This window comes from Rhodococcus sp. AB351, from assembly GCF_049538275.1.
In the GTDB taxonomy this organism is placed as follows: Bacteria; Actinomycetota; Actinomycetes; order Mycobacteriales; family Mycobacteriaceae; genus Rhodococcus.
In genome coordinates this window covers 67,861-91,212 of record NZ_JBMVFW010000003.1, presented here as the reverse complement: position 1 = coordinate 91,212, position 23,352 = coordinate 67,861, and the positions used below count along the sequence as shown (strand labels likewise).

Genomic DNA, 23,352 nt, shown 5'->3' with positions numbered 1-23,352 from the left:
GCGGACTCCCTCGTTCGACGGATTATCGGACCTCGGCGAGGACCTCGGACCAGATCCCGAGCGCATCCTCGATCTGCTGGGTGGTGACGATCAGCGGTGGGATCATGCGCACCACGTTCATGTGTGCGCCGCAGGTCAACAGCAGCAACCCCTTCTGCGCGGCGAGTTGTTGCGCTGCGGTCGCCCGTTCCCGGTCGGGCGCTCCGTCGGTGGTGAACTCGAGGCCCACCATGAGACCGAGACCGCGCACGTCACCGATGAAGTCGGTCGTGTGCTCCCGTGCGCCGGAGAGCAGTTCACGCCCGCGCGCGGCGGCGTTGTCGACGAGCCCCTCCTTCTCGATCACGTCGAGAGTGGCGACGGCCGCCGCGCACGAAACCGCATTCGCCCCGTACGTGCCGCCCTGTGATCCCGGACGGGCGCGCTCCATGAGTTCCTCGGAGGCGGCGATACCCGACAGCGGGAAACCGCTCGCGAGACCCTTGGCGATGGTGATGATGTCGGGTCGCACGTCGAAATGCTGATGGCCGAAGAACTTTCCGGTCCGCCCGAATCCGGTCTGGATCTCGTCGAAGACGAGCAGGATGCCGTGTTCGTCGGCCCGCTGCCGCAGCCCCCGGAAGAACCGGGTGTTGCCGGGGATGTAACCGCCCTCGCCCAGGACCGGTTCGACGACGAAGGCCGCGATCTCGTCCGGTGCCACGAGGGTCGCGAACAGGTAATCCAGTTCCTGCAGGGCGAAATCGGTCGCCTCCTCTTCCGACCAGCCGTAGCGGTAGGCGGTGGGGAACGGAGCGACGTGCACACCGCTCATGAGCGGCGAGAACCCTGCGGAGAAGCGGGTTCCCGAGGTCGTCATCGTGGCGGCCGCAACGGTCCGGCCGTGGAATCCGCCGTGGAAGACGACGATTCCGGGTCGTCCCGTCGCCTGGCGGGCCAGACGCAGCGCCGCCTCGACGGCTTCACTGCCCGAATTGGCGAAGAACAGCGAGTCGAGTCCTTCGGGGAGCACCGCGCCCAGGCGTTCGGTGAGTTCGAGCAGGGGCCGGTGCATCACGGTCGTGTACTGCCCGTGGATGAGCGAGCCGATCTGCCGGCGGGCGGCCTCGACGACGTGCGGGTGACAGTGACCGGTACTCGTGACGCCGATGCCGGCGGTGAAGTCGAGATACCGACGTCCGTCGGTGCCGTGGACGTAACAGCCCTCGGCGTGGTCGACGGTGACGGGCGTTGCCTGCAGCAGGCGGGGTGAAAGACGGGTCATGACGATCCCTCCGAACAGCCGAGGGCGCGAACCCTCGTGCCGGTTGTCGGATTGTTGACAATATGGATAACACGTGGGGATGGTCGACGCAACGGCGAGCGGTGTAACGGCAGCGTTTCGTCACTCGCACTGGAGGGCATCCGCACAGCAGGAAGCCGCATCGCCCACGGATGAGGACATCATGATCAGCAACGACGACATCGACACCCTCGCTCGCGCCACCGCGTACGGACCGGACGGCGACAAGCTCGGACGAGTCGGAGAGGTGTACCTGGACAACGACACGGGCCGACCTGCCTGGATCACCGTCGTCACGGGTCTGTTCGGAACGCGCCGGCACTTCGCCCCCATCGACGAAGCCGAACTCGACAGCTCCGGAGTGCGCCTGCCCTTCGACAAGGACACCATCACCGGTGCGCCGAACATCGACGAGAACGGTGAGCTGACCCCGCTCGAGGAGGACGAGCTGTACCGCTACTACCGCCGGTTCGGGGACACCTCTGCCGAAGGTGGAACCACCGGCGACCGGGGCGGATTCACGGACGATCGGGGTGGACCGACCGACGACCGGAGCGGCCTCGACGAGCGGAGCGCGGCCGGTGGGGGTCTCGTCGGCGGCGCAGCCGGCGGTGGTCCGGCCGGTACCGGAGCACCGCACACCGGCGAGTCGTACGGCACCACCGCGCCGGTGGGAACCGGACAGTCGCCCACCGCGGGGACCGCGCACTCGCCGACCGCGGGGACCGCGCACTCGCCCACCGCGGGGACCGCGCAGTCGCCTACCGCGGGGACCGCGCACTCGCCGACAGCGGGCGCCGGGCATTCACCGACGCCGCCCGACGTCGCGCGTGAGGAGATCGCCGGGAACTACCGGCCGAGCGAGGGCCAGCGGGACGAATCGCTCGAGCACTCGATGCCCGGACATACCGCGTCGACGCCGTCCACACCCTCCGGCACCGCGCACTCGGCGGCGGACACCGCCCGCCACGCGGCTTCCGGCACCGGTACCGGCAGCGATCAGGAGATCGTCGGCCCGGGACCGACGGGACCGGCGCACTTCACGCCGCCGCAGTCGGCCGACACCGACACGAGCACGGCCGACGCGAAGGCTGACACGGCAGGCGGCGCGGACGCCGACCGGCCGCGCAAGCCGCGCCTGGTGCGCCGCGTCGTGACCACGGAGTACTACGAGGAGTCGCCGGACGACGCAACCGACACCGACCGTTCCTGATCCCCACACGAAGCCGGGACGGCCACATCCGATGTGGCCGTCCCGGCTTCGTCGTGCGGTACTCACGGTCTGCGATCTACAACCAGGTGTCCTCCGTGACCGAGGTGAGGAACGCTTCGAGATCGTCTCGCCAGGGCGCCGGAGTCGTCTTCTCCGGTTCGATCCCGGTGTACTGCCCGCGGTAGAAGAGCAGCGGGCGTTCCTTCTCGTCGCGCACCTCGCTCAGCGACGAGACGCGACCGAACACCACCCAGTGGTCTCCCCCGTCGTGCACCGTCTCGACCGTGCAATCGATGTGCGCGAGCGATCCCGTCAGGACGGGTGAGCCCAACGGAGAGGGTGTCCAGTCGAGTCCGGCGAACTTGTCGGGTTCGCGGGAACCGAACCGCGCGCAGGTCTCCTGTTGTTCCTCGGCGAGGACGTTGACGCAGAAGCGGCCCGCTCGTTCGATGGCCGCCCACGACCGCGACTGCTTCGTGGGGCAGAACAACACGAGCGGCGGGTCGAGCGACAACGCCGCGAACGACTGGCACGCGAATCCCACAGGCGTCCCGTCGTCCTCGGTGGTGGTGATGACGGTGACGCCGGTGCAGAACTGCCCGAGCACGGTGCGGAAGGCCCGCGGGTCGATCGCACCGTTCTCTCCGGCCTCCGGCGCGGTCATTACTGCATTCCCACCGAGAAGTCGTGGCCCCACAGGCTCACGGCCGTGGATTCACGGGCGATCCAGTCGTCGTCCTCGACCTGCAGCCCCTCGCAACCGAATTCGACGTCGAATCCGCCGGGGGTCTTCATGTAGAAGGACAGCATCTTGTCGTTGACGTGGCGGCCGAGCGTCGCCGACATCTTGACCTTCTTCCGCAGCGCGCGGTCGAGGGCGAGACCGACGTCGTCGGAGTTCTCCACCTCGATCATCAGGTGCACGATGCCCGACGGGGTGGGCATGGGCAGGAAGGCGAGGCTGTGGTGGCGCGGGTTGCATCCGAAGAACCTCAGCCAGGCCGGTTTTCCGTCGGCGGGCCGGCCGACCATCTGCGGAGGCATCCGCATGGAGTCGCGCAGGCGGAAACCGAGCACGTCGCGGTAGAAGCGCAGCGATTCCTCGTCGTCGCGGGTCGAGAGCACCACATGCCCGAGGCCCTGCTCACCGGTGACGAACTTGTGCCCGTACGGGCTGACCACGCGGCGGTGTTCGAGGGCGGCACCGTGGAACGCCTCGAGGGTGTTGCCCGACGGGTCCTGGAAGACGATCAGTTCGTCGACGCGACGATCGGCGAGCTGCTCGGCGGTGCCCTCCTTGAACGGGACACCCGCTGCGGAGAGACTGTCGCGAACCGACTGGAGGTCGGCGGCGTTCGCGGTCTCCCAGCCCGAGACGAGCAGCTTGTCGGACTCGTGCGGCTCGATGACGAGCCGGGCCGGGAAGTCGTCCATCCGCAGGTACAGCGCCTCGGCATCGGTGCCCTTGCCCTCGATCATGCCGAGGACCTTGAGACCGTACTCGCGCCAGGCCGGGACGTCGGTGGCGCCGATCCGGAGATATGCCAGCGACCGGATACTCATCTATTCGACTCCATCCGTGAGGAAATCCACTGTCAGGCGGTTGAATTCGTCGAACTTCTCGAGCTGTGCCCAGTGGCCGCATCCACCGAACACGTGCAACTGTGCGCGCGGGATCATCTTCAGCGCGACGAGTGCGCCGTCGAGCGGGTTCACGCGGTCCTCGCGACCCCAGATCAGCAGCACCCGCTGACGGAGCTTGTAGGCGTCGCGCCAGAGCATCCCCTTCTCGAATTCGGCGCTGGAGAACGACTTCCCCATCGCCTTCGCCGCGGCGAGCGACTCGGGGGTGCTCGCCGACGCGAACCGCTCCTCGACGAGCTCGGGGGTGATCAGCGACTGGTCGAAGACCATGATCCGCAGGAACGCCTCGAGATTCTCGCGGGTGGGGTCGTACGAGAACCGGCCGAGATTCTTGACGCCCTCGGTGGGGTCGGGTGCGAACAGGTTGACGCTCAGCCCACCCGGTCCCATGAGGACGAGCCGTCCGGCGCGCTCGGGGTAGTCGAGCGCGAACCGCACGGCGGCACCACCACCGAGCGAGTTGCCGAGGAGGTGGACGCGGTCGGTGATCCCGATCGTGTCGAGCAGGTCCTTCAGTGCGGACGCGCTGTGCACGAAGTACTGCGGATGCTCGGTCGGCTTGTCGGACCTGCCGTAGCCGGGCTGGTCGACGGCCAGCACATGGAATCGTTGTGCCAGCACCGGAATGTTCTTTGCGAAGTTCGACCACGACGACGCGCCCGGGCCACCACCGTGGAGCAGGACGATCGTGGTGTCGTTGCCGACGCCGGCCTCGTGGTAGTGCAGGCGCAGGTCGTCGCGGACCTGCGCGAAACGGGAGGTCGACTCGTAGGTGATCTCGTCGATTGCGGTCACATCCACCCCTAGACCATCGTGTCGGTGATCGGCAGACCGAACTCGGCGGCACCGAACATCACGTAGGCACGCTCGGCGTCGTTGGCGGCGTGCACACGACCGGCGTGCGCGTCGCGCCAGAAACGCTGGATGGGTGTGCCGTCCGCGAGTGCGGTGGCACCCGAGTTCTCGAAGAGACGGTCGATCGACGTGATGGCACGGCCGGTCGCGCGGACCTGGTCGCGACGCGCCCGCAGACGAAGTTCCATCGGAACCTCCTCGCCGGCGAGGAGGTGGGCGTACTCGTCGGCGACGTTGCCCGACAGCTGGCGCCAGGCCGCGTCGATGTCGCTGGAGGCCTCGGCGATGCGCACCTTGGCGAACGGATCGTCCTTGGCCTTCTCACCGGCGTACGCTGCACGGACACGCTTGCCCTGGTGTTCGACGTGCGCCTCGTACGCGCCGTAGGCCATGCCGACGATGGGCGTCGAAATGGTCGTGGGATGGATGGTGCCCCACGGCATCCGGTAGACGGGCGCGGTGTTGCGCTCGAGCCCGGGCGAGGCGAGGTCGTTCATGGCCTTGAAGCTGAGGAAGCGGTGGCGCGGGACGAAGACGTCCTTCACCTTGACCGTGTTGGATCCGGTGCCGCGCAGACCGACCACGTGCCACACGTCGTCGATCTCGTACTCGGACCGAGGGATCAGGAAGCTGCCGAAGTCGACGGGGCGGCCGTCCTTGATGACCGGGCCGCCGACGACGACCCAGCTCGCGTGGTCGCATCCGGACGACCAGGCCCACGCACCGTTGACCTTGTATCCGCCGTCGACGACCTCACCGGCGCCCATGGGCGCATAGGACGAGGAGATGCGCACGTCGGTGTCGTCGCCCCAGACCTCTTCCTGGGCCTGCTGGTCGAAGAGTGCGAGGTGCCAGTTGTGGACGCCGATGATGCCGGAGACCCATCCGGTCGAGCCGCACGCGCTCGCGATGTTGCGCACCGCGGTGAAGAAGGTGACGGGATCGGCCTCGTATCCACCCCACTGGGCCGGTTGCAGAAGTTTGAAGAAGCCGGCCTCCTGGAGCTCCTTGATCGAGTCGTCGGGCACCCGGCGCAGATTCTCGGCCTCCTGCGCACGTTCTCGCAGCGTGGGCAGCAGAGCGTCGATCCGCTGCAGTACCTCGTGGCTGTCGTGGTCACCCACTGGACGCTCCCGTCTGTTCAGGAATTGATCGCTTGTACCGAGACTAGAACATGTTCTTATTCGTGTCGAGACACGCCACACTCGCAGGTAGACAATCCCTATGGCGGGACCAAAGTCCCCGAACCCTTCCCCTCGCGACGCGAATTCTATAACGTGTTCTAGAAGAGATTTCCGGAAGGAAGTGAGCGGACATGGCACAGATTCGCGAGATCGACGTCGGAGAGGTCCGGACGCGTTTCGCGCGAGGCTGGCACTGCCTCGGCCTCAGTCGCACGTTCAAGGACGGCAAGCCCCACGCCGTCGAGGCCTTCGGCACGAAACTCGTGGTGTGGGCCGACAGCAACGGCGACCTGAAGGTGCTCGACGCGTACTGCCGCCACATGGGCGGCGACCTGTCACAGGGCGAGATCAAGGGCGATTCGGTTGCATGCCCGTTCCACGACTGGCGCTGGGGCGGCAACGGCAAGTGCACGGACATCCCGTACGCCAAGCGTGTTCCCCCGCTGGCCCGCACCCGCTCGTGGATCACGATGGAGAAGCACGGCCAGCTGTTCGTGTGGAACGACCCCGAGGGCAACACCCCGCCCCCGGAGGTCACCATCCCCGAGATCGAGCAGTACGGCTCGGACGAGTGGACGGACTGGACCTGGAACCAGATCCGGATCGAAGGCTCCAACTGTCGCGAGATCATCGACAACGTCGTCGACATGGCGCACTTCTTCTACATCCACTACGCCTTCCCCACGTTCTTCAAGAACGTCTTCGAGGGGCACATCGCCGAGCAGTACCTCAACACCCGCGGCCGGCCGGACAAGGGCATGGCGACGCAGTACGGCCTGGAGTCGACGCTAGAGTCGTACGCGGCCTACTACGGCCCCTCCTACATGATCAATCCGCTCAAGAACAACTACGGCGGGTACCAGACCGAATCCGTGCTGATCAACTGCCATTACCCGATCACGCACGACTCGTTCATGCTGCAGTACGGCATCATCGTCAAGAAGCCGCAGGGCATGTCACCCGAGCAGTCCGACGTACTGGCCGCCAAGCTCACCGAGGGTGTCGGTGAGGGCTTCCTGCAGGACGTCGAGATCTGGAAGAACAAGACCAAGATCGAGAATCCCCTGCTGTGCGAGGAGGACGGTCCGGTCTATCAGCTCCGCCGCTGGTACGAGCAGTTCTACGTCGACGTCGCCGACGTGACGGAGAAGATGACGGGCCGCTTCGAGTTCGAGGTCGACACCGCCAAGGCCAACGAGGCCTGGGAGAAGGAGGTCGCCGAGAATCTCGAGCGCAAGAAGCGCGAGGAAGAACAGGGCAAGCAGGAAGCGGAGGTGTGACGATGAGCGCCTCGACCCGGCGGAGCAGATGGGCGAAGTCCCCGGACTTCTCCCAGTGGCCCGAGCGGGCCGAGGCCGTCGCCGCCCAGACCGCGATCGACAAGATCAATTATCTGGAGTCGGGTCAGCACGAGGTGCAGTGCCACGAGTGCGGCACGTGCGTGCTGGTGCGCAAGAACAGCCTGTCGCACACGAGCGTGCAGTGGCAGGACGATCCGGACACCGTGTGCCCGACCTTCCGCGAGACCGCCTCGCTCCGAGGCTCGTCCATCACACCGCGCGAAGGGTGTCCACAACTCCGGGAGAGCATCGACCGGGCCGTGCTCGACGGCACCCTTCCCGTACCGGACGGATCGCCCACCTGACCGACTCCGCCCCGATCGACCCCGCCCCCGATCGACCCCGCGACGGCACCGCCCCATCGGACGGTGCCGTCGCTCGTCGTCGTCCGGCCGTATCGCGTTCCAGTCCCGGTGTCGCCGCGTCTTCGCTTCACGTCCAGGACTCTTCGCATTCGGGGATGGACTCGGCACCACCATTTCTATAACGTGTTCTACATGACGAAGCAGGAGTACGACATCGTTGTCGTCGGCAGCGGTGCCGGCGGAATGACCGCCGCCATCACCGCAGCCCGCAAGGGCGCCGACGTGGTCCTGATCGAGAAGGCGCCGCGCTACGGCGGATCGAGCGCCCGATCGGGCGGCGGTGTGTGGATCCCCAACAACGAGGCACTGAAGGCCGCCGGGGTGGACGACACCCCCGAAGAAGCCCGGAAGTACCTCCACAGCATCATCGGCGACGACGTGCCCGCCGAGAAGATCGACACCTACATCGATCGCGGACCGGAGATGCTCTCCTTCGTCCTGAAGAACAGCGCCCTCGAACTGCAATGGGTGCCGGGCTATTCCGACTACTACCCCGAGGCGCCCGGCGGACGTCCCGGTGGCCGTTCGGTCGAACCGACACCCTTCGACGGCCGCCGTCTCGGTGAGGATCTCGCCCTCCTCGAACCCGACTACGCGCGCGCTCCCAAGAACTTCGTCATCACCCAGGCCGACTACAAGTGGCTGAACCTGCTCATGCGGAACCCGCGCGGGCCGGTTCGCGCCATGCGGGTCGGCGCCCGGTTCGTCTGGGCGAACATCACCAAGAAGCACCTGCTCGTCCGAGGTCAGGCGCTCATGGCCGGGCTGCGGATCGGCCTGCGCGACGCCGGTGTGCCCCTGCTGCTGGAGACGGCGCTCACCGACCTCGTCGTCGAGGACGGCGTCGTGCGCGGCGTCGAGGTGGTCGCGAACGGTGAGAAGCGCGTCATCCGTGCCCGCAAGGGCGTGATCCTCGCGAGCGGCGGTTTCGAGCACAACGCCGAGATGCGGGCGCAGTACCAGCGTCAGCCGATCGGCACCGAGTGGACCGTGGGGGCGAAGGCCAACACCGGCGACGGCATCCTCGCCGGACAGAAGCTCGGCGCCGCAGTCGACTTCATGGACGACGCCTGGTGGGGGCCGTCCTTCACGCTCACCGGCGGCCCGTGGTTCGCACTGTCGGAACGCAGTCTCCCCGGTTGCCTCATGGTCAATGCAGCGGGCAAGCGCTTCGTCAACGAGTCGGCGCCCTACGTCGAGGCGACCCATGCGATGTACGGCGGCAAGCACGGACGCGGCGACGGTCCGGGAGAGAACACCCCCAGCTGGCTGATCCTCGACCAGCGTTACCGCGACCGCTACACCTTCGCCGGCATCACCCCCCGCACCCCCTTCCCCCGCCGGTGGCTCGAGGCCGGGGTGCTCGTCAAGGCCGCTTCCGTCGCCGAACTCGCCGAGAAGATCGGGGTACCGGCCGACGCCCTCACCGAGACGGTGCAGCGCTTCAACGGCTTCGCGCGTGCCGGCAAGGACGAGGACTTCGGCCGCGGCGAATCCCACTACGACCACTACTACGGGGATCCGCGCAACAAGCCGAATCCGAGCCTCGGCGTGGTCGACAAGGCCCCGTTCTACGCGTTCAAGGTGGTCCCGGGCGATCTCGGCACCAAGGGCGGGCTCGTCACCGACGTCCACGGCCGAGTGGTGCGCGAGGACGGCAGCGTGATCGACGGCCTGTACGCGGCCGGCAACGCCAGTGCCCCGGTCATGGGACACACCTACGCCGGGCCGGGCGCCACCATCGGGCCGGCGATGACCTTCGGTTATCTCGCGGCCCTCGACATCCTGGACCGCACGCGTGACGAACGCGCCGAGGAGCTGCGAGAATCCGCCGACACCGTGTGACCCGATCGACCCGCGTTCGAGCCGTAGATTCGAGCCGTAGAAAGGAAGCGCCTGTGCCCATCGATCCCTCGGTTGCCGTCGGAGCCGAGCTGCCCGCTCAGGAATTCGAGTGGAGCAGCACCGATGTCCAGCTCTACAACCTCGGCATCGGCGCCGGGTCCCATCCCACCGACGCGGGCGAACTGCGTTACCTGCGGGACAAGGACCCCCAGGTGCTCCCCACCTTCGCGACCGTCGCCGCGACCTTCCACCAGGTCGAGCCGCCGAAGGTCTCGTTCCCCGGGATCGAGATCGATCTCGCCAAGGTCGTCCACGGCAGCCAGGAGGTGACCGTGCACGCGCCCATCCCCGCTTCGGGCAAGGGCCGCACGATCACCCGCATCGCCGAGGTGTGGGACAAGGGCAAGGCCGCGGTCGTCGTGCAGGAATCGGTGACCGAGGATCTCGACGGCAATCCCCTGTGGACCGCACGGTCGTCGATCTTCGCCCGCGGCGAGGGCGGTTTCGGCGGCGAGCGTGGCCCGTCGGAGTCGGTGGAGTATCCCGATCGTGAGCCGGACGCCGAGTTCGATGTGCCGACCCTCCCGCAGCAGGCGCTGCTGTACCGACTGTGCGGCGACCGCAACCCCCTCCACTCCGATCCCGAGTTCGCATCCGCGGCGGGCTTCCCGGCGCCGATCCTGCACGGGCTGTGCACCTACGGCATCGTGTGCAAGGCGGTGACCGACGGCCTGCTCGACGCGGACGCTTCGCGCGTGAAGGGATTCCGCGCCCGGTTCGCCGGTGTGGTCTTCCCCGGCGAGACCCTCCGGGTGCGCGTGTGGAACGACGGCGACCGCAAGCTCGTGACCGCCTCCGTCGTCGAACGCGATCTCGCCCCCGCCCTGGCCGACGTGGTACTCACCGTGGCGTGATCGCCACGCCCTCCCGAAAGAGCGACATTCGAATATGACACTTCGTGATTCGTCGCCGCGCCTGTCGCGGCGCGGCTTCCTCGCGGCCGGCGCCGGTGCGCTGGCGGTCTCCGCCTTCGGTGGGTGGATCCCGGTGCACGCCGTCCCCTCCGGGTCCGCGGCCTCGACGCTCCCCACTCCTCCGGCGTTCCCCGGCGGCATCGATCTCTACCAGCAGGCGTACCAGAACTGGTCGAAGGAGATCATGCTGGACGCCATCTGGACCTGCGCGCCTCGCACCCCCGACGACGTGGTGCGCCTGGTGAACTGGGCGCACGAGAACGGATACACCGTCCGTCCTCGCGGGGCCATGCACGGCTGGACACCGCTGACGATCGTCAACGGTGCATCCGTCGACCGGGTGATCCTCGCCGACACCATGCTCCACCTCAACTGGGTCCAGGTGAACTCCGGCGGCTCCCCCGCGACCGTCACGGCAGGTCCCGGCGCGACGCTCGACGCCATCACCACGGCACTGCAGGACCACGGTCTCGGACTCGCGAATCTTCCTGCGCCCGGCGTCCTGTCGATCGCCGGAGCACTCGCCGTCAACGCGCACGGTGCCGCGCTGCCCGCGAACGGTGAATCCACCCTCCCCGGCCACACCTTCGGGTCGTTGAGCAACCTCGTGACCGAACTGACGGCCGTCGTGTGGGACGGCAGTGCCTACTCGCTGCGTACCTTCACCCGCGCCGATCCCGAGATCACCCCGCTGCTCACGCATCTCGGCCGGACGTTCATCACGTCCGTCACGCTGCAGGCCGGACCGAACTACCGCATGCGCTGCCAGTCCTTCACCGATATCACCTGGCAGGAACTGTTCTCGCCCGCCGGCGCGCCGGGACGGACCTTCGAGTCGTTCGTCGATTCGGCGGGGCGGGCCGAGGCGATCTGGTATCCGTTCACGGAACGTCCGTGGATGAAGGTGTGGTCGCTCGCACCGGAGAAGCCGGCCGGCTCACGGGAGGTGACCGGCCCGTACAACTACCCGTTCTCCGACAACGTGCCCGAACCGATCACCGACCTGCTGGGGCAGATCACGGCCGGGAACACATCGATCGCACCGGCTTTCGGACAGACCTACTACGGCGTGACCGTGGCCGGTCTCGCGGCGACGGGAGCGTCCGACATCTGGGGCTGGTCGAAGGACCTGCAGTTCTACATCAAGGCGACCACGCTGCGCCTGACCGAGGGTGGCGGTGCGGTCCTCACGAACCGCGCCAACATCGCCAACGTCATCCACGACTTCGCGCACTGGTTCTCCGAACGCATCGAGCACTACCGCAGCCTGGGACAGTTCCCACTCAACGGTCCGGTCGAAATCCGTTGCTGCGGACTGGATCAGCCAGAGGACGTCCTCGTCCCGTCGGCCGGACCGCCGACGATCGCGTCGACCCGTCCGCGTCCCGACCACCCGGAATGGGACACCGCCATCTGGCTCAACGTTCTCGGTGTCCCGGGAACTCCCGGCATGTTCGCCTTCTACCGGGAGATGGAGCAGTGGATGCGGCAGCGGTACAACGGAAGCGACTCGACCTTCCGGCCGGAATGGTCGAAGGGCTGGGCGTTCGGTCCCGACCTGCCGTACACCGACGAGCAGATCCTGACGCAAGGCCTGCCCGACACCTACCGGGAAGGTGTTCCGTCGGACGAGAACTGGGATTCGGCTCGCGCGGTCTACAACCGTCTCGATCCGCATCGGGTGTTCAGCAACACCTTCATCGACACCCTGCTCCCCTGATCTCCCACGGGCGTCCTCGCTCACCACGGGCACAGCGCAGTCCTTTGCTAGGGTCGCACCATGCGGAACATGCGAAGGTGGATCGGTGCTGCTGCTGTGCCCGTGCTGGTTCTCGCGGGAGGTGTGACACTCGCGGGAACCGCGGTGGCCCTTCCCGACACGGGTTCGGTCGCCGTGTCGAACGGCACCGACGCCCCGGTGACCTTCGAGGCCGACGGCACCACCTTCCACGGCAGCCTCCGCAACCCGGACGGAGCCGCGGTCGCCGCCGCACTGCTGCTCCCGGGCAGCGGCCCCACCGATCGCAACGGCAACCAGCCCGGCTTCGCGTCCGACACCCTGGTGCGCACCGCGGACGCACTCGCCGCCCACGGCATCGCGAGCCTGCGCTTCGACAAGATCGGGGCCGGTGAGACGGGTCTCGGGTCCTACACGGTCGAGACCATCGGCGAGTACGGCTTCACCGAGCAGGTCGACCACGCCGAGGCGGCGGTGCGTCTGCTCGCCGAACGCACCGGAGTCTCCCCCGAGGAGATCCTCGTCCTCGGACACAGCGAGGGTGCACTGACCGCCCTCGCACTCGCCGATCGCGGTATCGGAAGCGGCTTCGCACTTCTCGCTCCGCTGCCGATGCGCTACCTGGACCTGCTGACCGTCCAGCTGAATGCCGTGGTGGATTCCGGGCAGCTCGGCCCCGACGGCGAGGCGGTCCGGGCCGACCTGTCGCGTGCCGTCGAGTCGCTGCGGACGACCGGGGCCTTCCCCACCGATCTGCACCCGATCCTCGCGCAGTTCGGCATGAACCCCGCGAACGCGAAGTTCCTCTTCGAGTCCGACCAGCTCGACCCGGCCGTGCTTGCCGCGGAGCTGGCAGCCGACACCCCGGTGCTGCTCACCTGCTCCGACAAGGACCTGAACATCAGCTGTGCGCAGGTCGAGCCGCTGCGGGACGCCCTCGCCCACACCGACCTGCAGTTCGAGCACTTCACCACCGCGAACCACAGCCTCGAGGAGGTCGGCCCGTTGCAGCCCGGCCCGGCCGACCAGATGGCGCTGCTGCCCACCTCGTTCGAGTTCTCGGCGGCGATCGACGGCTGGGCGGCCGCACGCGGTCGCTGACTGTCGTGCTGTAGATGACTGTCGTGCTGCAGCTGATTGTCGTGGTGTAACTCGGGTATCCCGGGCGCATGACAGCACTGCACGCCGTGGCCCTGAACTGCACGCTCAAGCCGTCCCCCGCCGAGTCCAGCACCGACAAGATGGTGGCGCACGTGTTCGACGCACTGTCGAAGCACGACGTCAGCGTCGAAACCGTCCGAGTCGTCGACTTCGACGTCAAGCCCGGTGTCGAAGCCGACATGGGCGACGGGGATCAGTGGCCGGAGATCGTCGAGCGCATCGTCTCGGCCGACATCCTGCTCGTCGCCACACCGACCTGGGTGGGACACATGTCGAGCGTCGCCCAACGTGTCCTCGAGCGGCTCGATGCCGAACTGTCGAACACCGATGACGAGAACCGTCCACGCATGGTGGGCAAGGTCGGGATCGCCGCAGTCGTCGGCAACGAGGACGGCGCGCACAAGATCGTCGCCGACCTGTTCCAGAGTCTCAACGACATCGGTTTCTCGATCCCCGCGCAGGGCTCGACCTACTGGAACGGCGAGGCGATGTCGGGCACCGACTTCAAGGATCTCGACGAGATCCCCGAAGCGGTGCGCTCGACCACCGAATCCGTCGCCCGCAACGCCGTGCACCTGGCGACACTGTTGCGTCAGCGCCAGTACGCGCCCTACCCGGGATGAACCCGCCCGCCGGCCGGACGCCGACCGTCAGCGGCTGACGGCCTTCTGGTACCTGCGGATCGCGAACGGCACGAACACGATCAGCATCAACGCTGTCCACATCAGCGACGCGAGGACCGGATTCTGCAGGGGCCACACGTCGGGCGGCGGCACCATGGGATTGGTGTTGCCGAACAGTTCGCGGACCGCCTGCGTGACCGCCGAGATGGGATTCCACTCGGCGATGACGCGCAGCACCGTCGGCATCGACGACGGGTCGACGAACGTGTTGGCGATGAACGACAGCGGGAAGATCACCATGAAACTCGCGTTGTTGAAGACCTCCGGTGTGCGGATCCACATGCCGATCACGGCCATCACCCACGACAGAGCGTAGGCGAACAGCAGCAGCAACAGGTAGCCGGCGAGCGCCTCGCCCAGCGAGGTGTTGATCCGCCACCCCACGAGGAGACCGGTCAACGACATCACCACGAGGCTGAGCACGTTGATCAGCACGTCGGTGCTGGTACGGCCGATGAGTACCGCGGACGGGGCCATCGGCAGCGATCGGAACCGGTCGATGATGCCCTTCTGCAGGTCTTCGACCATCCCGAGGCCCGTCCAGGTGGACCCGAAGATGACCGTCTGGGTGAAGATGCCTGCGATGAGGAACTCCCGGTACGACATGCCGGGCACCTCGATCGCGCTGCCGAAGACATAGGCGAACAGCAACACGAACATGATCGGGGAGAGCGTGGTGAACACCAGGAGATCCGGTACACGCTTGATCTTGATCATGTTGCGCTTGGCGATGGTCAGGCCGTCGGTGGCGATCGTTTCGAGCGTGTTCACGACACCGCCTCCTCGATCTTGTCGTCCGTCCCGTGCCCGGTGAGCGTGAGGAACACGTCGTCGAGCGTGGGTTTGCGGAGCGCGACGTCGGAGACCCGGATACCTGCGGCCGACAGTTTCCCCAGTGCGGTCACGAGACCGTCGGTTCCGCCACCGGAATCCGCGCTCACCGGAACGGTGATACGGCCGGTGCTGCGCTCGACCCTGATCTCGCCGGACGCGACCGATTCGAGTTCGCGGACCGCCCGCTCACGCTGCTCGACCTCGGCCACGCCGAGTTCGATGCGCTCGCCACCGACGCGGCTCTTGAGTTCGTCGGCGGTGCCACGAGCGATGACCTTCCCGCGATCGATCACGGCGATGTCGTCGGCGAGGCGTTCGGCTTCGTCCATGTATTGAGTGGTCAGCAGCAACGTGGTGCCGCGTTGCACCAGCGTGTCGATGACCTCCCACAACCCGAGACGGGCACGCGGATCGAGCCCGGTGGTCGGTTCGTCGAGGAAGAGCACCGGGGGATCGGCGACGAGAGCACCGGCGAGGTCGAGGCGACGCCGCATACCGCCCGAATAACCCTTGACCGGGCGATCGCCCGCCTCCTCGAGGTCGAACTGCTCGAGCAGTTCTCGTGCCCGGAGCCGACTTCGTTTGGTGCCGAGGTGGTAGAGACGACCGACCATCTCGAGGTTCTCGAAGCCCGTGAGATATTCGTCGACCGCGGCGTACTGCCCCGACGCGCCGATCCGGGACCGGAGTGCGCGCCCCTCGGTGAAGACGTCGAATCCTGCTACCTCGGCGCGACCGGCATCGGGAACGAGCAGTGTCGTCAGGACGCGCACCGTGGTGGTCTTACCGGCCCCGTTGGGGCCGAGCAGCGCGGTGACCGTTCCTTCCGGCACCCGCAGATCCACACCGTCGAGCGCTCTGACCTGTCCGTATGTCTTGATCAGTCCTTCTGCAACTATGGCGTCGGCCATGAGTGTCTCCCTGACTGTGGTGGCTAGCACAGTGTGCACGAAGAGACCGACACGATTCGACAGGTTTTCTCATCGCATCGACAGATGCTCAGCCGGTCACCCGCGCGGCATTGCCCGCGTCGATCGGCAGCACGGTACCGGAGATGTGTGCGGACGCCTCGTCGGCGAAGAAGAGAACTGCGCGGGTGATCTCGGCAGGTTCGAGCCACGGGACCGGTTGCGCGTGCAGCGAGGTGAACACCGGTGCGACATCGTCGGCGGTCGGGTGCTCGAGGTCGGGCCGCAGCATCCCGTAGAGCGTGTCGTTGTGGATCATCGGCGTGGAGATGTTGCCCGGAGCTACCGCGTTGACGGTGATGCCGTTCTGCGCGAGGTCCAGGGCCGCGCTCTTCGTCAGGCCGATCACGCCCCACTTCGACGCCGCATAGGCGACCATGTTGGTATTGCCGGCCCGGCCGAGCATGGACGACACCGTCACGATGCGTCCGTAATTGCGCTCGATCATCCCGGGTGCCACCGCGGCGACGGTGTTGAACACCCCGGTGAGATTCGACGAGATCGCTTCGTCCCACATCGCCTGCGGCATGCGGTGCACCGGTGCCGCCACCGACACCCCGGCGTTGGCGACCGCGATGTCGATCCGCCCCAATTCGTCGTGGGCGCGGGCTACCAGCGCATCCATCGCCGGACGATCGGCGGTGTCGAGTGTCGCCGAGACGACCCGGCGGCCGGTGGCTTCGACGAGGCGCACCGTCTCGGCCAGATCCTCCTCCGTCGCCAGTGGGTAGCCCACCATCGGTGAATCGGTGCACCGATCGCAGATCACCAGATCCGCTCCGGCCTCGGCGAATGCGACGGCATGCGAGCGACCCTGTCCTCGCGCTGCTCCCGTGACGAATGCGACCCTGCCCTCGAAACCCATCATGACGTCCTTCCGTCGGCGCGTGGTTGCGTCACTTGTACCCTGCCGATCGCCGAGGACGAACTCGCGGTCCCGGACACCGGAAGGGTCCGGGACCGTCGAGGCGAAGACGGGGATCAGAGTCCGGACCGGGCCTTCACCCGGCCCTGGTCCACTGCGTCGTGCAGTGCCTGCAGGTCGCGCTCGGTCCGGTCCGCATAGGCCACCGCGAAGGACGCGAGCGCCTCGTCGAACTGGTCGTCCGTGCCGAGATAGGCCGCCAGCGCGATCCGGTCGCCCGCCCGGGCGTGGGCGTAGGCGAGGACCCGCGCGCACAACCGCCCGTAGAGCTTCAGGCCCTTGGGCACCATCTCCTCGATCACCGCCGAGCCCTTACCGTCGCGGAGCTGACGGATGTAGAAGTCCCGGTCCACCCCGTCGGCGCCCGTACCCCGCTGCCAGCCGAGGAAGATGTCGCTCGCGGACTGCATCAGGCGCTGACCGTTCACGACGCGTTCGCCCTCGTTGCGGAAGGACGGCCCGTCCACGTAGTACGACAACACCGAACGCTGGGCTTCCTTCGCCTGCAGGAACAGCGGATCGTCGTCGTCCACACCCCGCAACAGGAGGATCCACGCCCGCGTGCCGACGCTTCCCACTCCGACGACCTTCCGCGCCGCCTGGACCAGTTCGAACTGTTCGAGGAGGACCCGGCGGTCCCACTGCAGCGTCGCCCGGTACGACCGGACGCGACCGTACAGTTCGTCGTAGATCGCCTCGGCATCGAGATCGGCGAAGACCTCTTCGACGGGCACGATGAGCGGCGGATCGCTGATGATCCGCCGGTGACCGTCGATGATGGTGGTCAGCTTCTCCAGTGCCTGGAGGCTGTCGCGCCGCGAGGCCTTGTCGAGCGCTTTCCGGGTGCGTTTCTCCATCCTCGCATCCAGCACGCCGCCCGACTCCGCTATCTCGACCGTGGGATCGAGATGGGAATACCGCACCGCCAGATTTCCGAGTTGCGCCTGCCTGCACATGGTCTCGCGATACTCGGCCGCACACGCCCGGGTGATCTTCCGGCATTCCTTCGTGGTGAACCCGTTGTCGCGACCCGCGATCTCGAGGCTTGCGACCAGGCGCTTGACGTCCCATTCGAACGGCCCCGGATACGTTTCGTCGAAGTCGTTGACGTCGAAGGCCGTCTTTCGTTCCGGAGTCGCGAACAGGCCGAAATTGCTCGCGTGGGCGTCGCCGCACAACTGTGTGTGCAGACCGCTGTCGGGCGTGCGCGACAGATCGTCGGCCATCACCAGCGCGGCACCGCGGAAGAACGCGAACGCCGATGTCGCCATGCGGCCGTATCGCACCGGGACGAGCTGGGGGACGCGGGACTGCGCCTGGCTCTCGAGCAGCGCGATCGGATCCCGGGACGACTCCCCGAGATCGGCCAGCGACTCGACGGGAGTGACCCTCCGAGCGGCGAGGCCGTTCCGGACCCGCTGTTCGCGGGTCGGATGCACGACATGTCCGTCCGTGACCGACACGGGTCCTCCCACAGGGATCTCGCCGGAGCGTGGGCCTACATCGTAGGCAGGCCCGCGTCCCCGTGGGAGCGAAACGGCGTCAGGACCGCGACAGCACCAGTCCCGAGGTCGGAACTCCCGTTCCTGCCGTGACCAGGACGTGGTCGACGTCGTCGACCTGGTTGACCGCCGTGCCGCGGATCTGCCGGACGCCCTCGGCGATGCCGTTCATACCGTGGATGTAGGCCTCACCCAGCTGACCGCCGTGAGTGTTGATCGGCAGCCGCCCGCCGAGCTGGATGCCGTCGGCGACGAAGTCCTTGGCCTCACCGCGTCCGCAGAATCCGAGTTCTTCGAGCTGCATGAGCACGTACGGGGTGAAATGGTCGTAGAGGACGGCCGTCGCGACGTCCTGCGGTCCGATGCCGGCCTGTTTCCACAGCTGGTCGCCGACGATGCCCATCTCCGGCAGGCCTGTGAGCCCGTCCCGGTAGTAGCTGGTCATGATGTACTGGTCGGGTCCGCTCCCCTGCGCGGCGGCCGCGATGACCGCCGGGGTCTGCTTCAGGTCCTTCGCCCGCTCGGCACTGGTGACGACGATCGCGACGCCGCCGTCCGATTCCTGGCAGCAGTCGAGCAGGTGCAGTGGCTCGGCGATCCACCGCGAGTTCTGGTGGTCCTCGAGCGTGATCGGCTTGCCGTGGAAGAACGCCTTCGGGTTGGTCGCGGCGTGGGCCCGATCGGCGACCGCCACGGCGCCGAAGTCGGCGCTCGTCGCACCTGAGACGTGCATGTAACGTTGCGCGACCATCGCGACGAACGAGGCCGGCGTGCTCAGCCCGTGCGGGTAGGAGAACGCATTGTCGGTTCCCGACGAATTCACCTGCGCGGCAAGGGCAGTGTTGACCTGTCCGTACCGCGCGCCGGACCGCTCGTTGAACGCCCGGTACGCGACCACCACGTCGGCCACGCCGGTCGCGACGGCCATCGCCGCCTGCTGCACCGTCGCGCACGCCGCACCGCCGCCGTAGTGGATGCGGGAGAAGAACTTCAGGCGCGGGATGCCCACCGAACGGGCCACGGCCACTTCGGTGTTGGTGTCCATCGTGAACGAGACGAGGCCGTCGACGTCGGCCGGGGTCAGTCCCGCGTCGTCGAGGGCGGCGCGCACCGCTTCGGCCGCGAGGCGGAGTTCGCTGCGGCCGGAGTCCTTCGAGAAGTCGGTCGCGCCGATCCCGACGATCGCCGCTGCACCCGACAGGCCGCTCATGCGGTGCCTCCGATCACGAAAGTGGCTGTGGCCGTGATGTGTTTGCCCAGGCTGTTGGTGCCGGCGATGTCGACGGTGACCAGTCCGTCCTCGACGGACGCAACGGTGCCCGAGAGGGTCAGGGTGTCGTAGGCGTACCAGGGCACACCCAGCCTCAGCGAGATCGACTTCACCACCGCGCGGGGGCCGGCCCAGTCGGTGACGTAGCGCTGCACGAGGCCGGTGTCGGTGAGGATGTTGACGAAGATGTCCTTCGATCCGCGCTGCTGCGCCTTGTCGCGGTCGTGGTGCACGTCCTGGAAGTCGCGTGTGGCCAGGGCCGTCGACACGATGAAGGTGGGATCGGCGTGGATCTCGAGGGAAGGCAGGCTCTCGCCCGTCGTGACGGTCGGGGTGCTCACACGTCCTCCTCGATCGGCTTCCAGGCGTACAGCGTCCACGGCTGCCCGCCGGTCTCGTCGTCGCCGGGGAAATCGAGGAAGGTGACCTCGACCGGCATCCCGATACGTACCTGCCCAGGATCGACGTCGCGGAGTTCAGCGAGCATCCGGACACCCTCGTCGAGTTCGACGAGTGCGACGACGAAGGGCACCTGCCGCCCCGGCACCCTGGGCGCGTGGTGGACGACGAAACTGAACACCGTTCCGCGACCGGAGGACACGACGTAGTCGGTGGTCTCCGTCTTGTCGAGCCAGAGCGCCGGGACGGGTGGGTGCTGCAGAGTGCCGTCGGGGCGTCGCTGGATGCGCAGCTCGTGGGCGGCCACGCCGTCCCAGAAGAACTGCGTGTCGTGGGAGACGGACGGGCGCAGCATCCGCGTGGGGTCGAGATCGTCTGGAACCGCGGGTGCGGGCCGGTCCTGCGGTGTCTCCGCGTTCTCGTCCTTCGACGGCGGTGCGAACTTGAGGATGCGGAAGAGCATCTCGGCGACGACCTCGTCGCCGACCTTCCACAGGTTGCGGGTGGTGAAGAACCAGCCTTCCCCGAGTCCGGTCCGTTTCGGGCCGACGACGTCCTCGAGGGTGGACTCGATCGTCACCTGTTCGCCGTGGCGCAGGTAGCGGTGGTAGATCTGGTCGCAGTTGGTGGCGACCACCGAGGTGTAGCCGGCGTCGTCGAGGATCTGCGTCATCCGGCCGAGCGGGTCGTCCTTCTCGCGTTCGGCGCCGAGGCCGCGCATCGTCCACACCTGCGCCATCGCGGGCGGGGCCACGAGACCACCGTGACCGGCGGTGATCGCCGCGGTCTCGTCGGTGTAGATCGGGTTGTCGTCGCCGATCGCCTCGAGCCAGTTGCGGATCATCGGCATGTTCACCGGATCGCGGCCGGGCCGCGGCGCGGACGGGCCGTCGCCGCGGACCTTCTCGGCCGCCTGCAGGATCTCCTCGGGGGTCCTCCCCGGAACGTCTCGTATCACCGAATTCTTCTGTATCACCGAATTCTCCTGTGTCAACGCGGGACCCGCGGCATGCCCAGACCGGCGGTGGCGATCAGTTCGCGCATCACCTCGTTGACGCCACCACCGAAGGTGATGACGACATTGCGTTTGGCCATCATGTCGAGCCAGCGGAGCAGATCGGCGGTGTCGTCGGCGGCCGGATCGCCGAAGGCGCCGACGATCTCCTCGGCGAGGCGACCGACGCGCTGGATCCGTTCGGTGGCGAACACCTTGGTCGCCGAGGCATCTGCGATGTCGACGGCGTCGTTGCTGCTCGCCGCGACCTGCCAGTTGAGCAGTTCGTTGAGCCGCCAGGTCGCGTGGATCTCGCCGAGTGCGCGTCGCACCTCGGGGCGGTCCTGGAGTTCGTGGGCGCGGACCCACTCGACGAGCCGGTCGTAGATGCCGGCGACGCGACCGGCCGGGCCGAGCATGACGCGTTCGTGGTTGAGCTGGGTGGTGATGAGCTTCCAGCCCTTGTTCTCCTCGCCGACGAGCATCTCGACGGGAACGCGCACGTCGCTGTAGTAGGTGGCGTTGACGTGGTGGGCGCCGTCGCACGTGATGATCGGGGTCCAGCTGAAGCCGGGATCCTTGGTGTCGACGATGAGGACGGAGATGCCGCGGTGACGCGAGTCGGCGGGGCCGGTGCGGACGGCGAGCCAGATGTAGTCGGCGTCGTGCCCACCGGTCGTGAAGATCTTCTGCCCGTTGACGATGTAGTGGTCGCCGTCCCGGACCGCGGTGGTGCGCAGGGCCGCGAGGTCGGTACCGGCCTCGGGTTCGGAGTAGCCGATCGCGAAGTGCACCTCGCCGGCGAGGATGGCGGGCAGGAACTTCCGCTTCTGCTCGTCGGTGCCGTAGACCTGCAGGGTCGGGCCGACGGTCTGCAGGGTGACGCTCGGCAGCGGGACGTCGGCGCGGACGGCCTCGTTCGCGAAGATCTGCTGCTCCACGTCGCCGAAGCCGCGGCCGCCGAATTCGACGGGCCAGCCGACGCCGAGCCAGCCGTCCTTGCCCATGCGACGCACGACCTCGCGGTAGGTGGGGCCGTGCCGCTCCGTGCACATGATCGCGGCCTCCTCGGGTGAGACGAGGCTGCTGAAGTAGCGCCGCAGTTCGGCCTGCAGTGCGCGCTGGTCGTCGGTCAGATCGATGAACACCGGGCCCCCACGAGGTCGAGTCGGTACGAGGCGCCGCCGAGCAACCGGGCGAGGTCCTTGGCGGTCGACGAGTACTTGTGCAGCGGATAGGTCTCGTCCACACCCACGCCGCCGTGCAGGTGGTGCAGCACCCGCATGGCCGGCGGCAGTTCGGCGGCGATCCAGTAGGCGGTGACGTCGAGATCGTCCGCGGCGTCGAGACCTTCGGCCAGACGCCAGACCGACGACAGCGCCGCGACGTGCAGGGTGCGGGCGGTGACGTACACGTCGGCGATCTGCTGTGCGACGGCCTGGAAGGTCGCGAGCGGCTTGCCGAACTGGTGTCGTTCGCTGACGTGCTTCGCCGTGAGTTCGGTTGCTCCGGAGAGCAGTCCGTCGGCGAAGGCCGCCACGGCGGCGAGCGCGATCCGGTGGAGCGTCGCCACGGCGTCGGTTCCGGATCCGGCGAGCAGGACTCCTACGGCGCCGTCGGCGCGCACCGAGAACTCGGGAGAGCCGGTCGAGGTGGGACTCGGACGCAGGGTCACACCCGCAGCATCGGGAGCCACCGCGACCACGCCCGCGTCGGTGGGCAGCAGCACGATGCGTGCCCGGTCGGCGTAGGGCACGGCGACGAACGAACCGGTGACCGCGTGGCCCCCGTCGGTGGCGACCGCCGTGGCGGCCGGCCGCTCCGGGAAGGCGCGCCCCGGTTCGCCGAGCGCGGCCGTGAGCACGGCTCCTTCGGCGACACCGGCGAGCAGGTCGTCCTGCTGCTGTTCGGAGGCGAACGCAAGGATCGGCAGGACGCCCAGGCCGAGGGTGGCCAGCGCCGGGGTCTGCGCGGCTCCGCGTCCGATCTCGGTGAGTACGGTGGCGACTTCGCCGAGTCCGAGGCCCGATCCGCCGAGACGCTCCGGCAGGGCGAGCGAGAGCAGGTCGGCGTCGGCCAGCGCGGCCCACAACGCGTCGTCGGTGAGGCCGCGTTTCAGGAGACCGGCCGCCACACCGGCGATCTCCTCCTGTGTCTCGTCACGTGCGAAGTCCAC

Annotated in this window: 22 protein-coding genes; 8 read left to right on the top strand and 14 right to left on the bottom strand. The window is 67.7% G+C overall.

The genetic code is table 11. The features are described 5' to 3' along the window. Nucleotides 1-22: 22 nt before the first annotated feature. Nucleotides 23-1,264, bottom strand: a complete 1,242-nt coding sequence (locus ACPCXD_RS09025; RefSeq protein WP_088897600.1) for an aspartate aminotransferase family protein — start codon at nucleotides 1,262-1,264, stop codon at nucleotides 23-25. A gap of 181 nt (nucleotides 1,265-1,445) precedes the next feature. On the opposite strand from ACPCXD_RS09025, the gene ACPCXD_RS09020 reads away from it, so the two are divergent. Next, nucleotides 1,446-2,495: a PRC-barrel domain-containing protein gene (locus ACPCXD_RS09020; RefSeq protein WP_222430124.1), complete on the top strand. Its 1,050-nt coding sequence runs from the start codon at nucleotides 1,446-1,448 to the stop codon at nucleotides 2,493-2,495. Nucleotides 2,496-2,571: 76 nt separating this feature from the next. On the opposite strand, the gene hsaB is transcribed toward ACPCXD_RS09020, so the two are convergent. The 4 genes from hsaB to hsaA are packed head-to-tail and all read right to left on the bottom strand — an operon-like array spanning nucleotide 2,572 to nucleotide 6,118. Further along, entirely contained in the window at nucleotides 2,572-3,159 is a 588-nt protein-coding gene (gene hsaB, locus ACPCXD_RS09015; protein WP_016693305.1) for a 3-hydroxy-9,10-secoandrosta-1,3,5(10)-triene-9,17-dione monooxygenase reductase subunit, read from the bottom strand. Continuing rightward, on the bottom strand, nucleotides 3,159-4,058 hold the full coding sequence (hsaC, locus tag ACPCXD_RS09010; protein WP_145692937.1) for an iron-dependent extradiol dioxygenase HsaC: 900 nt from the start codon (nucleotides 4,056-4,058) through the stop codon (nucleotides 3,159-3,161). The genes hsaB and hsaC overlap by 1 nt, the downstream gene beginning before the upstream one ends. Then, on the bottom strand, nucleotides 4,059-4,934 hold the full coding sequence (hsaD, locus tag ACPCXD_RS09005; RefSeq protein WP_088897605.1) for a 4,5:9,10-diseco-3-hydroxy-5,9,17-trioxoandrosta-1(10),2-diene-4-oate hydrolase: 876 nt from the start codon (nucleotides 4,932-4,934) through the stop codon (nucleotides 4,059-4,061). Between the two features lie 8 nt (nucleotides 4,935-4,942). Then, nucleotides 4,943-6,118, bottom strand: coding sequence for a 3-hydroxy-9,10-secoandrosta-1,3,5(10)-triene-9,17-dione monooxygenase oxygenase subunit (gene hsaA, locus ACPCXD_RS09000; protein WP_016693308.1), 1,176 nt, complete (start codon nucleotides 6,116-6,118; stop codon nucleotides 4,943-4,945). Nucleotides 6,119-6,309: 191 nt separating this feature from the next. Between hsaA and ACPCXD_RS08995 the strand changes: the two genes are divergently transcribed. From ACPCXD_RS08995 to ACPCXD_RS08965, 7 genes are all read left to right on the top strand, one after another. Next, nucleotides 6,310-7,458, top strand: a complete 1,149-nt coding sequence (locus ACPCXD_RS08995) for a 3-ketosteroid-9-alpha-monooxygenase, oxygenase component (RefSeq protein ID WP_016693309.1) — start codon at nucleotides 6,310-6,312, stop codon at nucleotides 7,456-7,458. A gap of 2 nt (nucleotides 7,459-7,460) precedes the next feature. Continuing rightward, on the top strand, nucleotides 7,461-7,823 hold the full coding sequence (locus ACPCXD_RS08990) for a hypothetical protein (RefSeq protein WP_026061376.1): 363 nt from the start codon (nucleotides 7,461-7,463) through the stop codon (nucleotides 7,821-7,823). A 192-nt stretch (nucleotides 7,824-8,015) separates the two neighbouring features. Then, nucleotides 8,016-9,728, top strand: coding sequence for a 3-oxosteroid 1-dehydrogenase (gene kstD, locus ACPCXD_RS08985; RefSeq protein WP_423659267.1), 1,713 nt, complete (start codon nucleotides 8,016-8,018; stop codon nucleotides 9,726-9,728). A 53-nt stretch (nucleotides 9,729-9,781) separates the two neighbouring features. Beyond that, the gene (chsH3, locus tag ACPCXD_RS08980) at nucleotides 9,782-10,642 is read left to right on the top strand and encodes an enoyl-CoA hydratase ChsH3 (protein WP_120281303.1); all 861 of its coding nucleotides are present in this window, start codon (nucleotides 9,782-9,784) and stop codon (nucleotides 10,640-10,642) included. Between the two features lie 34 nt (nucleotides 10,643-10,676). Then, nucleotides 10,677-12,422, top strand: coding sequence for a cholesterol oxidase substrate-binding domain-containing protein (locus tag ACPCXD_RS08975; RefSeq protein WP_423659264.1), 1,746 nt, complete (start codon nucleotides 10,677-10,679; stop codon nucleotides 12,420-12,422). Nucleotides 12,423-12,491: 69 nt separating this feature from the next. Next, nucleotides 12,492-13,541, top strand: coding sequence for an alpha/beta hydrolase family protein (locus ACPCXD_RS08970; RefSeq protein WP_226950055.1), 1,050 nt, complete (start codon nucleotides 12,492-12,494; stop codon nucleotides 13,539-13,541). Between the two features lie 68 nt (nucleotides 13,542-13,609). Then, complete coding sequence (locus ACPCXD_RS08965) at nucleotides 13,610-14,224, top strand: flavodoxin family protein (protein WP_019290163.1); 615 nt, start codon at nucleotides 13,610-13,612, stop codon at nucleotides 14,222-14,224. A 27-nt stretch (nucleotides 14,225-14,251) separates the two neighbouring features. Here the strand turns inward: ACPCXD_RS08965 and ACPCXD_RS08960 are convergent, their stop codons facing one another. From ACPCXD_RS08960 to ACPCXD_RS08920, 9 genes are all read right to left on the bottom strand, one after another. Then, nucleotides 14,252-15,055 (bottom strand): ABC transporter permease, encoded by an 804-nt coding sequence (locus tag ACPCXD_RS08960; RefSeq protein ID WP_423659262.1) that lies wholly within the window; start codon nucleotides 15,053-15,055, stop codon nucleotides 14,252-14,254. Then, the gene (locus ACPCXD_RS08955; RefSeq protein ID WP_064063491.1) at nucleotides 15,052-16,029 is read right to left on the bottom strand and encodes an efflux ABC transporter ATPase subunit, DrrA-related; all 978 of its coding nucleotides are present in this window, start codon (nucleotides 16,027-16,029) and stop codon (nucleotides 15,052-15,054) included. The genes ACPCXD_RS08960 and ACPCXD_RS08955 overlap by 4 nt, the downstream gene beginning before the upstream one ends. A gap of 88 nt (nucleotides 16,030-16,117) precedes the next feature. Further along, nucleotides 16,118-16,954 carry a mycofactocin-coupled SDR family oxidoreductase gene (locus ACPCXD_RS08950; RefSeq protein WP_202400290.1) on the bottom strand — a complete coding sequence of 279 codons (837 nt, stop codon included), beginning with the start codon at nucleotides 16,952-16,954 and terminating at the stop codon, nucleotides 16,118-16,120. Nucleotides 16,955-17,067: 113 nt separating this feature from the next. Then, a complete protein-coding gene (locus tag ACPCXD_RS08945) occupies nucleotides 17,068-18,474 on the bottom strand; it encodes a DUF2252 domain-containing protein (protein ID WP_229566928.1) in 1,407 nt (468 codons plus the stop codon). Nucleotides 18,475-18,553: 79 nt separating this feature from the next. After that, nucleotides 18,554-19,723: a lipid-transfer protein gene (locus ACPCXD_RS08940; RefSeq protein WP_229566926.1), complete on the bottom strand. Its 1,170-nt coding sequence runs from the start codon at nucleotides 19,721-19,723 to the stop codon at nucleotides 18,554-18,556. Then, a complete protein-coding gene (locus tag ACPCXD_RS08935; protein WP_016693321.1) occupies nucleotides 19,720-20,124 on the bottom strand; it encodes a MaoC family dehydratase in 405 nt (134 codons plus the stop codon). The genes ACPCXD_RS08940 and ACPCXD_RS08935 overlap by 4 nt, the downstream gene beginning before the upstream one ends. Further along, nucleotides 20,121-21,140 carry a bifunctional MaoC family dehydratase N-terminal/OB-fold nucleic acid binding domain-containing protein gene (locus tag ACPCXD_RS08930; RefSeq protein ID WP_160877013.1) on the bottom strand — a complete coding sequence of 340 codons (1,020 nt, stop codon included), beginning with the start codon at nucleotides 21,138-21,140 and terminating at the stop codon, nucleotides 20,121-20,123. Before ACPCXD_RS08930 ends, ACPCXD_RS08935 begins: the two co-directional genes overlap by 4 nt. Before the next feature lie 32 nt (nucleotides 21,141-21,172). Further along, complete coding sequence (locus ACPCXD_RS08925; RefSeq protein WP_160876995.1) at nucleotides 21,173-22,324, bottom strand: acyl-CoA dehydrogenase family protein; 1,152 nt, start codon at nucleotides 22,322-22,324, stop codon at nucleotides 21,173-21,175. Further along, complete coding sequence (locus tag ACPCXD_RS08920; protein WP_160876993.1) at nucleotides 22,309-23,352, bottom strand: acyl-CoA dehydrogenase family protein; 1,044 nt, start codon at nucleotides 23,350-23,352, stop codon at nucleotides 22,309-22,311. The genes ACPCXD_RS08925 and ACPCXD_RS08920 overlap by 16 nt, the downstream gene beginning before the upstream one ends.

Bases quoted from the DNA above. Each gene is read 5' to 3' on its own strand.
- ACPCXD_RS09020 (WP_222430124.1), top strand. From the start codon at position 1,446: ATGATCAGCAACGACGACATCGACACCCTCGCTCGCGCCACCGCGTAC.
- kstD (WP_423659267.1), top strand. From the start codon at position 8,016: ATGACGAAGCAGGAGTACGACATCGTTGTCGTCGGCAGCGGTGCCGGC.
- ACPCXD_RS08995 (WP_016693309.1), top strand. From the start codon at position 6,310: ATGGCACAGATTCGCGAGATCGACGTCGGAGAGGTCCGGACGCGTTTC.
- ACPCXD_RS08940 (WP_229566926.1), bottom strand. From the start codon at position 19,723: ATGAGCGGCCTGTCGGGTGCAGCGGCGATCGTCGGGATCGGCGCGACC.
- ACPCXD_RS08990 (WP_026061376.1), top strand. From the start codon at position 7,461: ATGAGCGCCTCGACCCGGCGGAGCAGATGGGCGAAGTCCCCGGACTTC.
- hsaC (WP_145692937.1), bottom strand. From the start codon at position 4,058: ATGAGTATCCGGTCGCTGGCATATCTCCGGATCGGCGCCACCGACGTC.
- ACPCXD_RS08970 (WP_226950055.1), top strand. From the start codon at position 12,492: ATGCGAAGGTGGATCGGTGCTGCTGCTGTGCCCGTGCTGGTTCTCGCG.
- ACPCXD_RS08975 (WP_423659264.1), top strand. From the start codon at position 10,677: ATGACACTTCGTGATTCGTCGCCGCGCCTGTCGCGGCGCGGCTTCCTC.
- ACPCXD_RS08950 (WP_202400290.1), bottom strand. From the start codon at position 16,954: ATGATGGGTTTCGAGGGCAGGGTCGCATTCGTCACGGGAGCAGCGCGA.
- ACPCXD_RS09025 (WP_088897600.1), bottom strand. From the start codon at position 1,264: ATGACCCGTCTTTCACCCCGCCTGCTGCAGGCAACGCCCGTCACCGTC.
- ACPCXD_RS08955 (WP_064063491.1), bottom strand. From the start codon at position 16,029: ATGGCCGACGCCATAGTTGCAGAAGGACTGATCAAGACATACGGACAG.
- hsaB (WP_016693305.1), bottom strand. From the start codon at position 3,159: ATGACCGCGCCGGAGGCCGGAGAGAACGGTGCGATCGACCCGCGGGCC.
- ACPCXD_RS08965 (WP_019290163.1), top strand. From the start codon at position 13,610: ATGACAGCACTGCACGCCGTGGCCCTGAACTGCACGCTCAAGCCGTCC.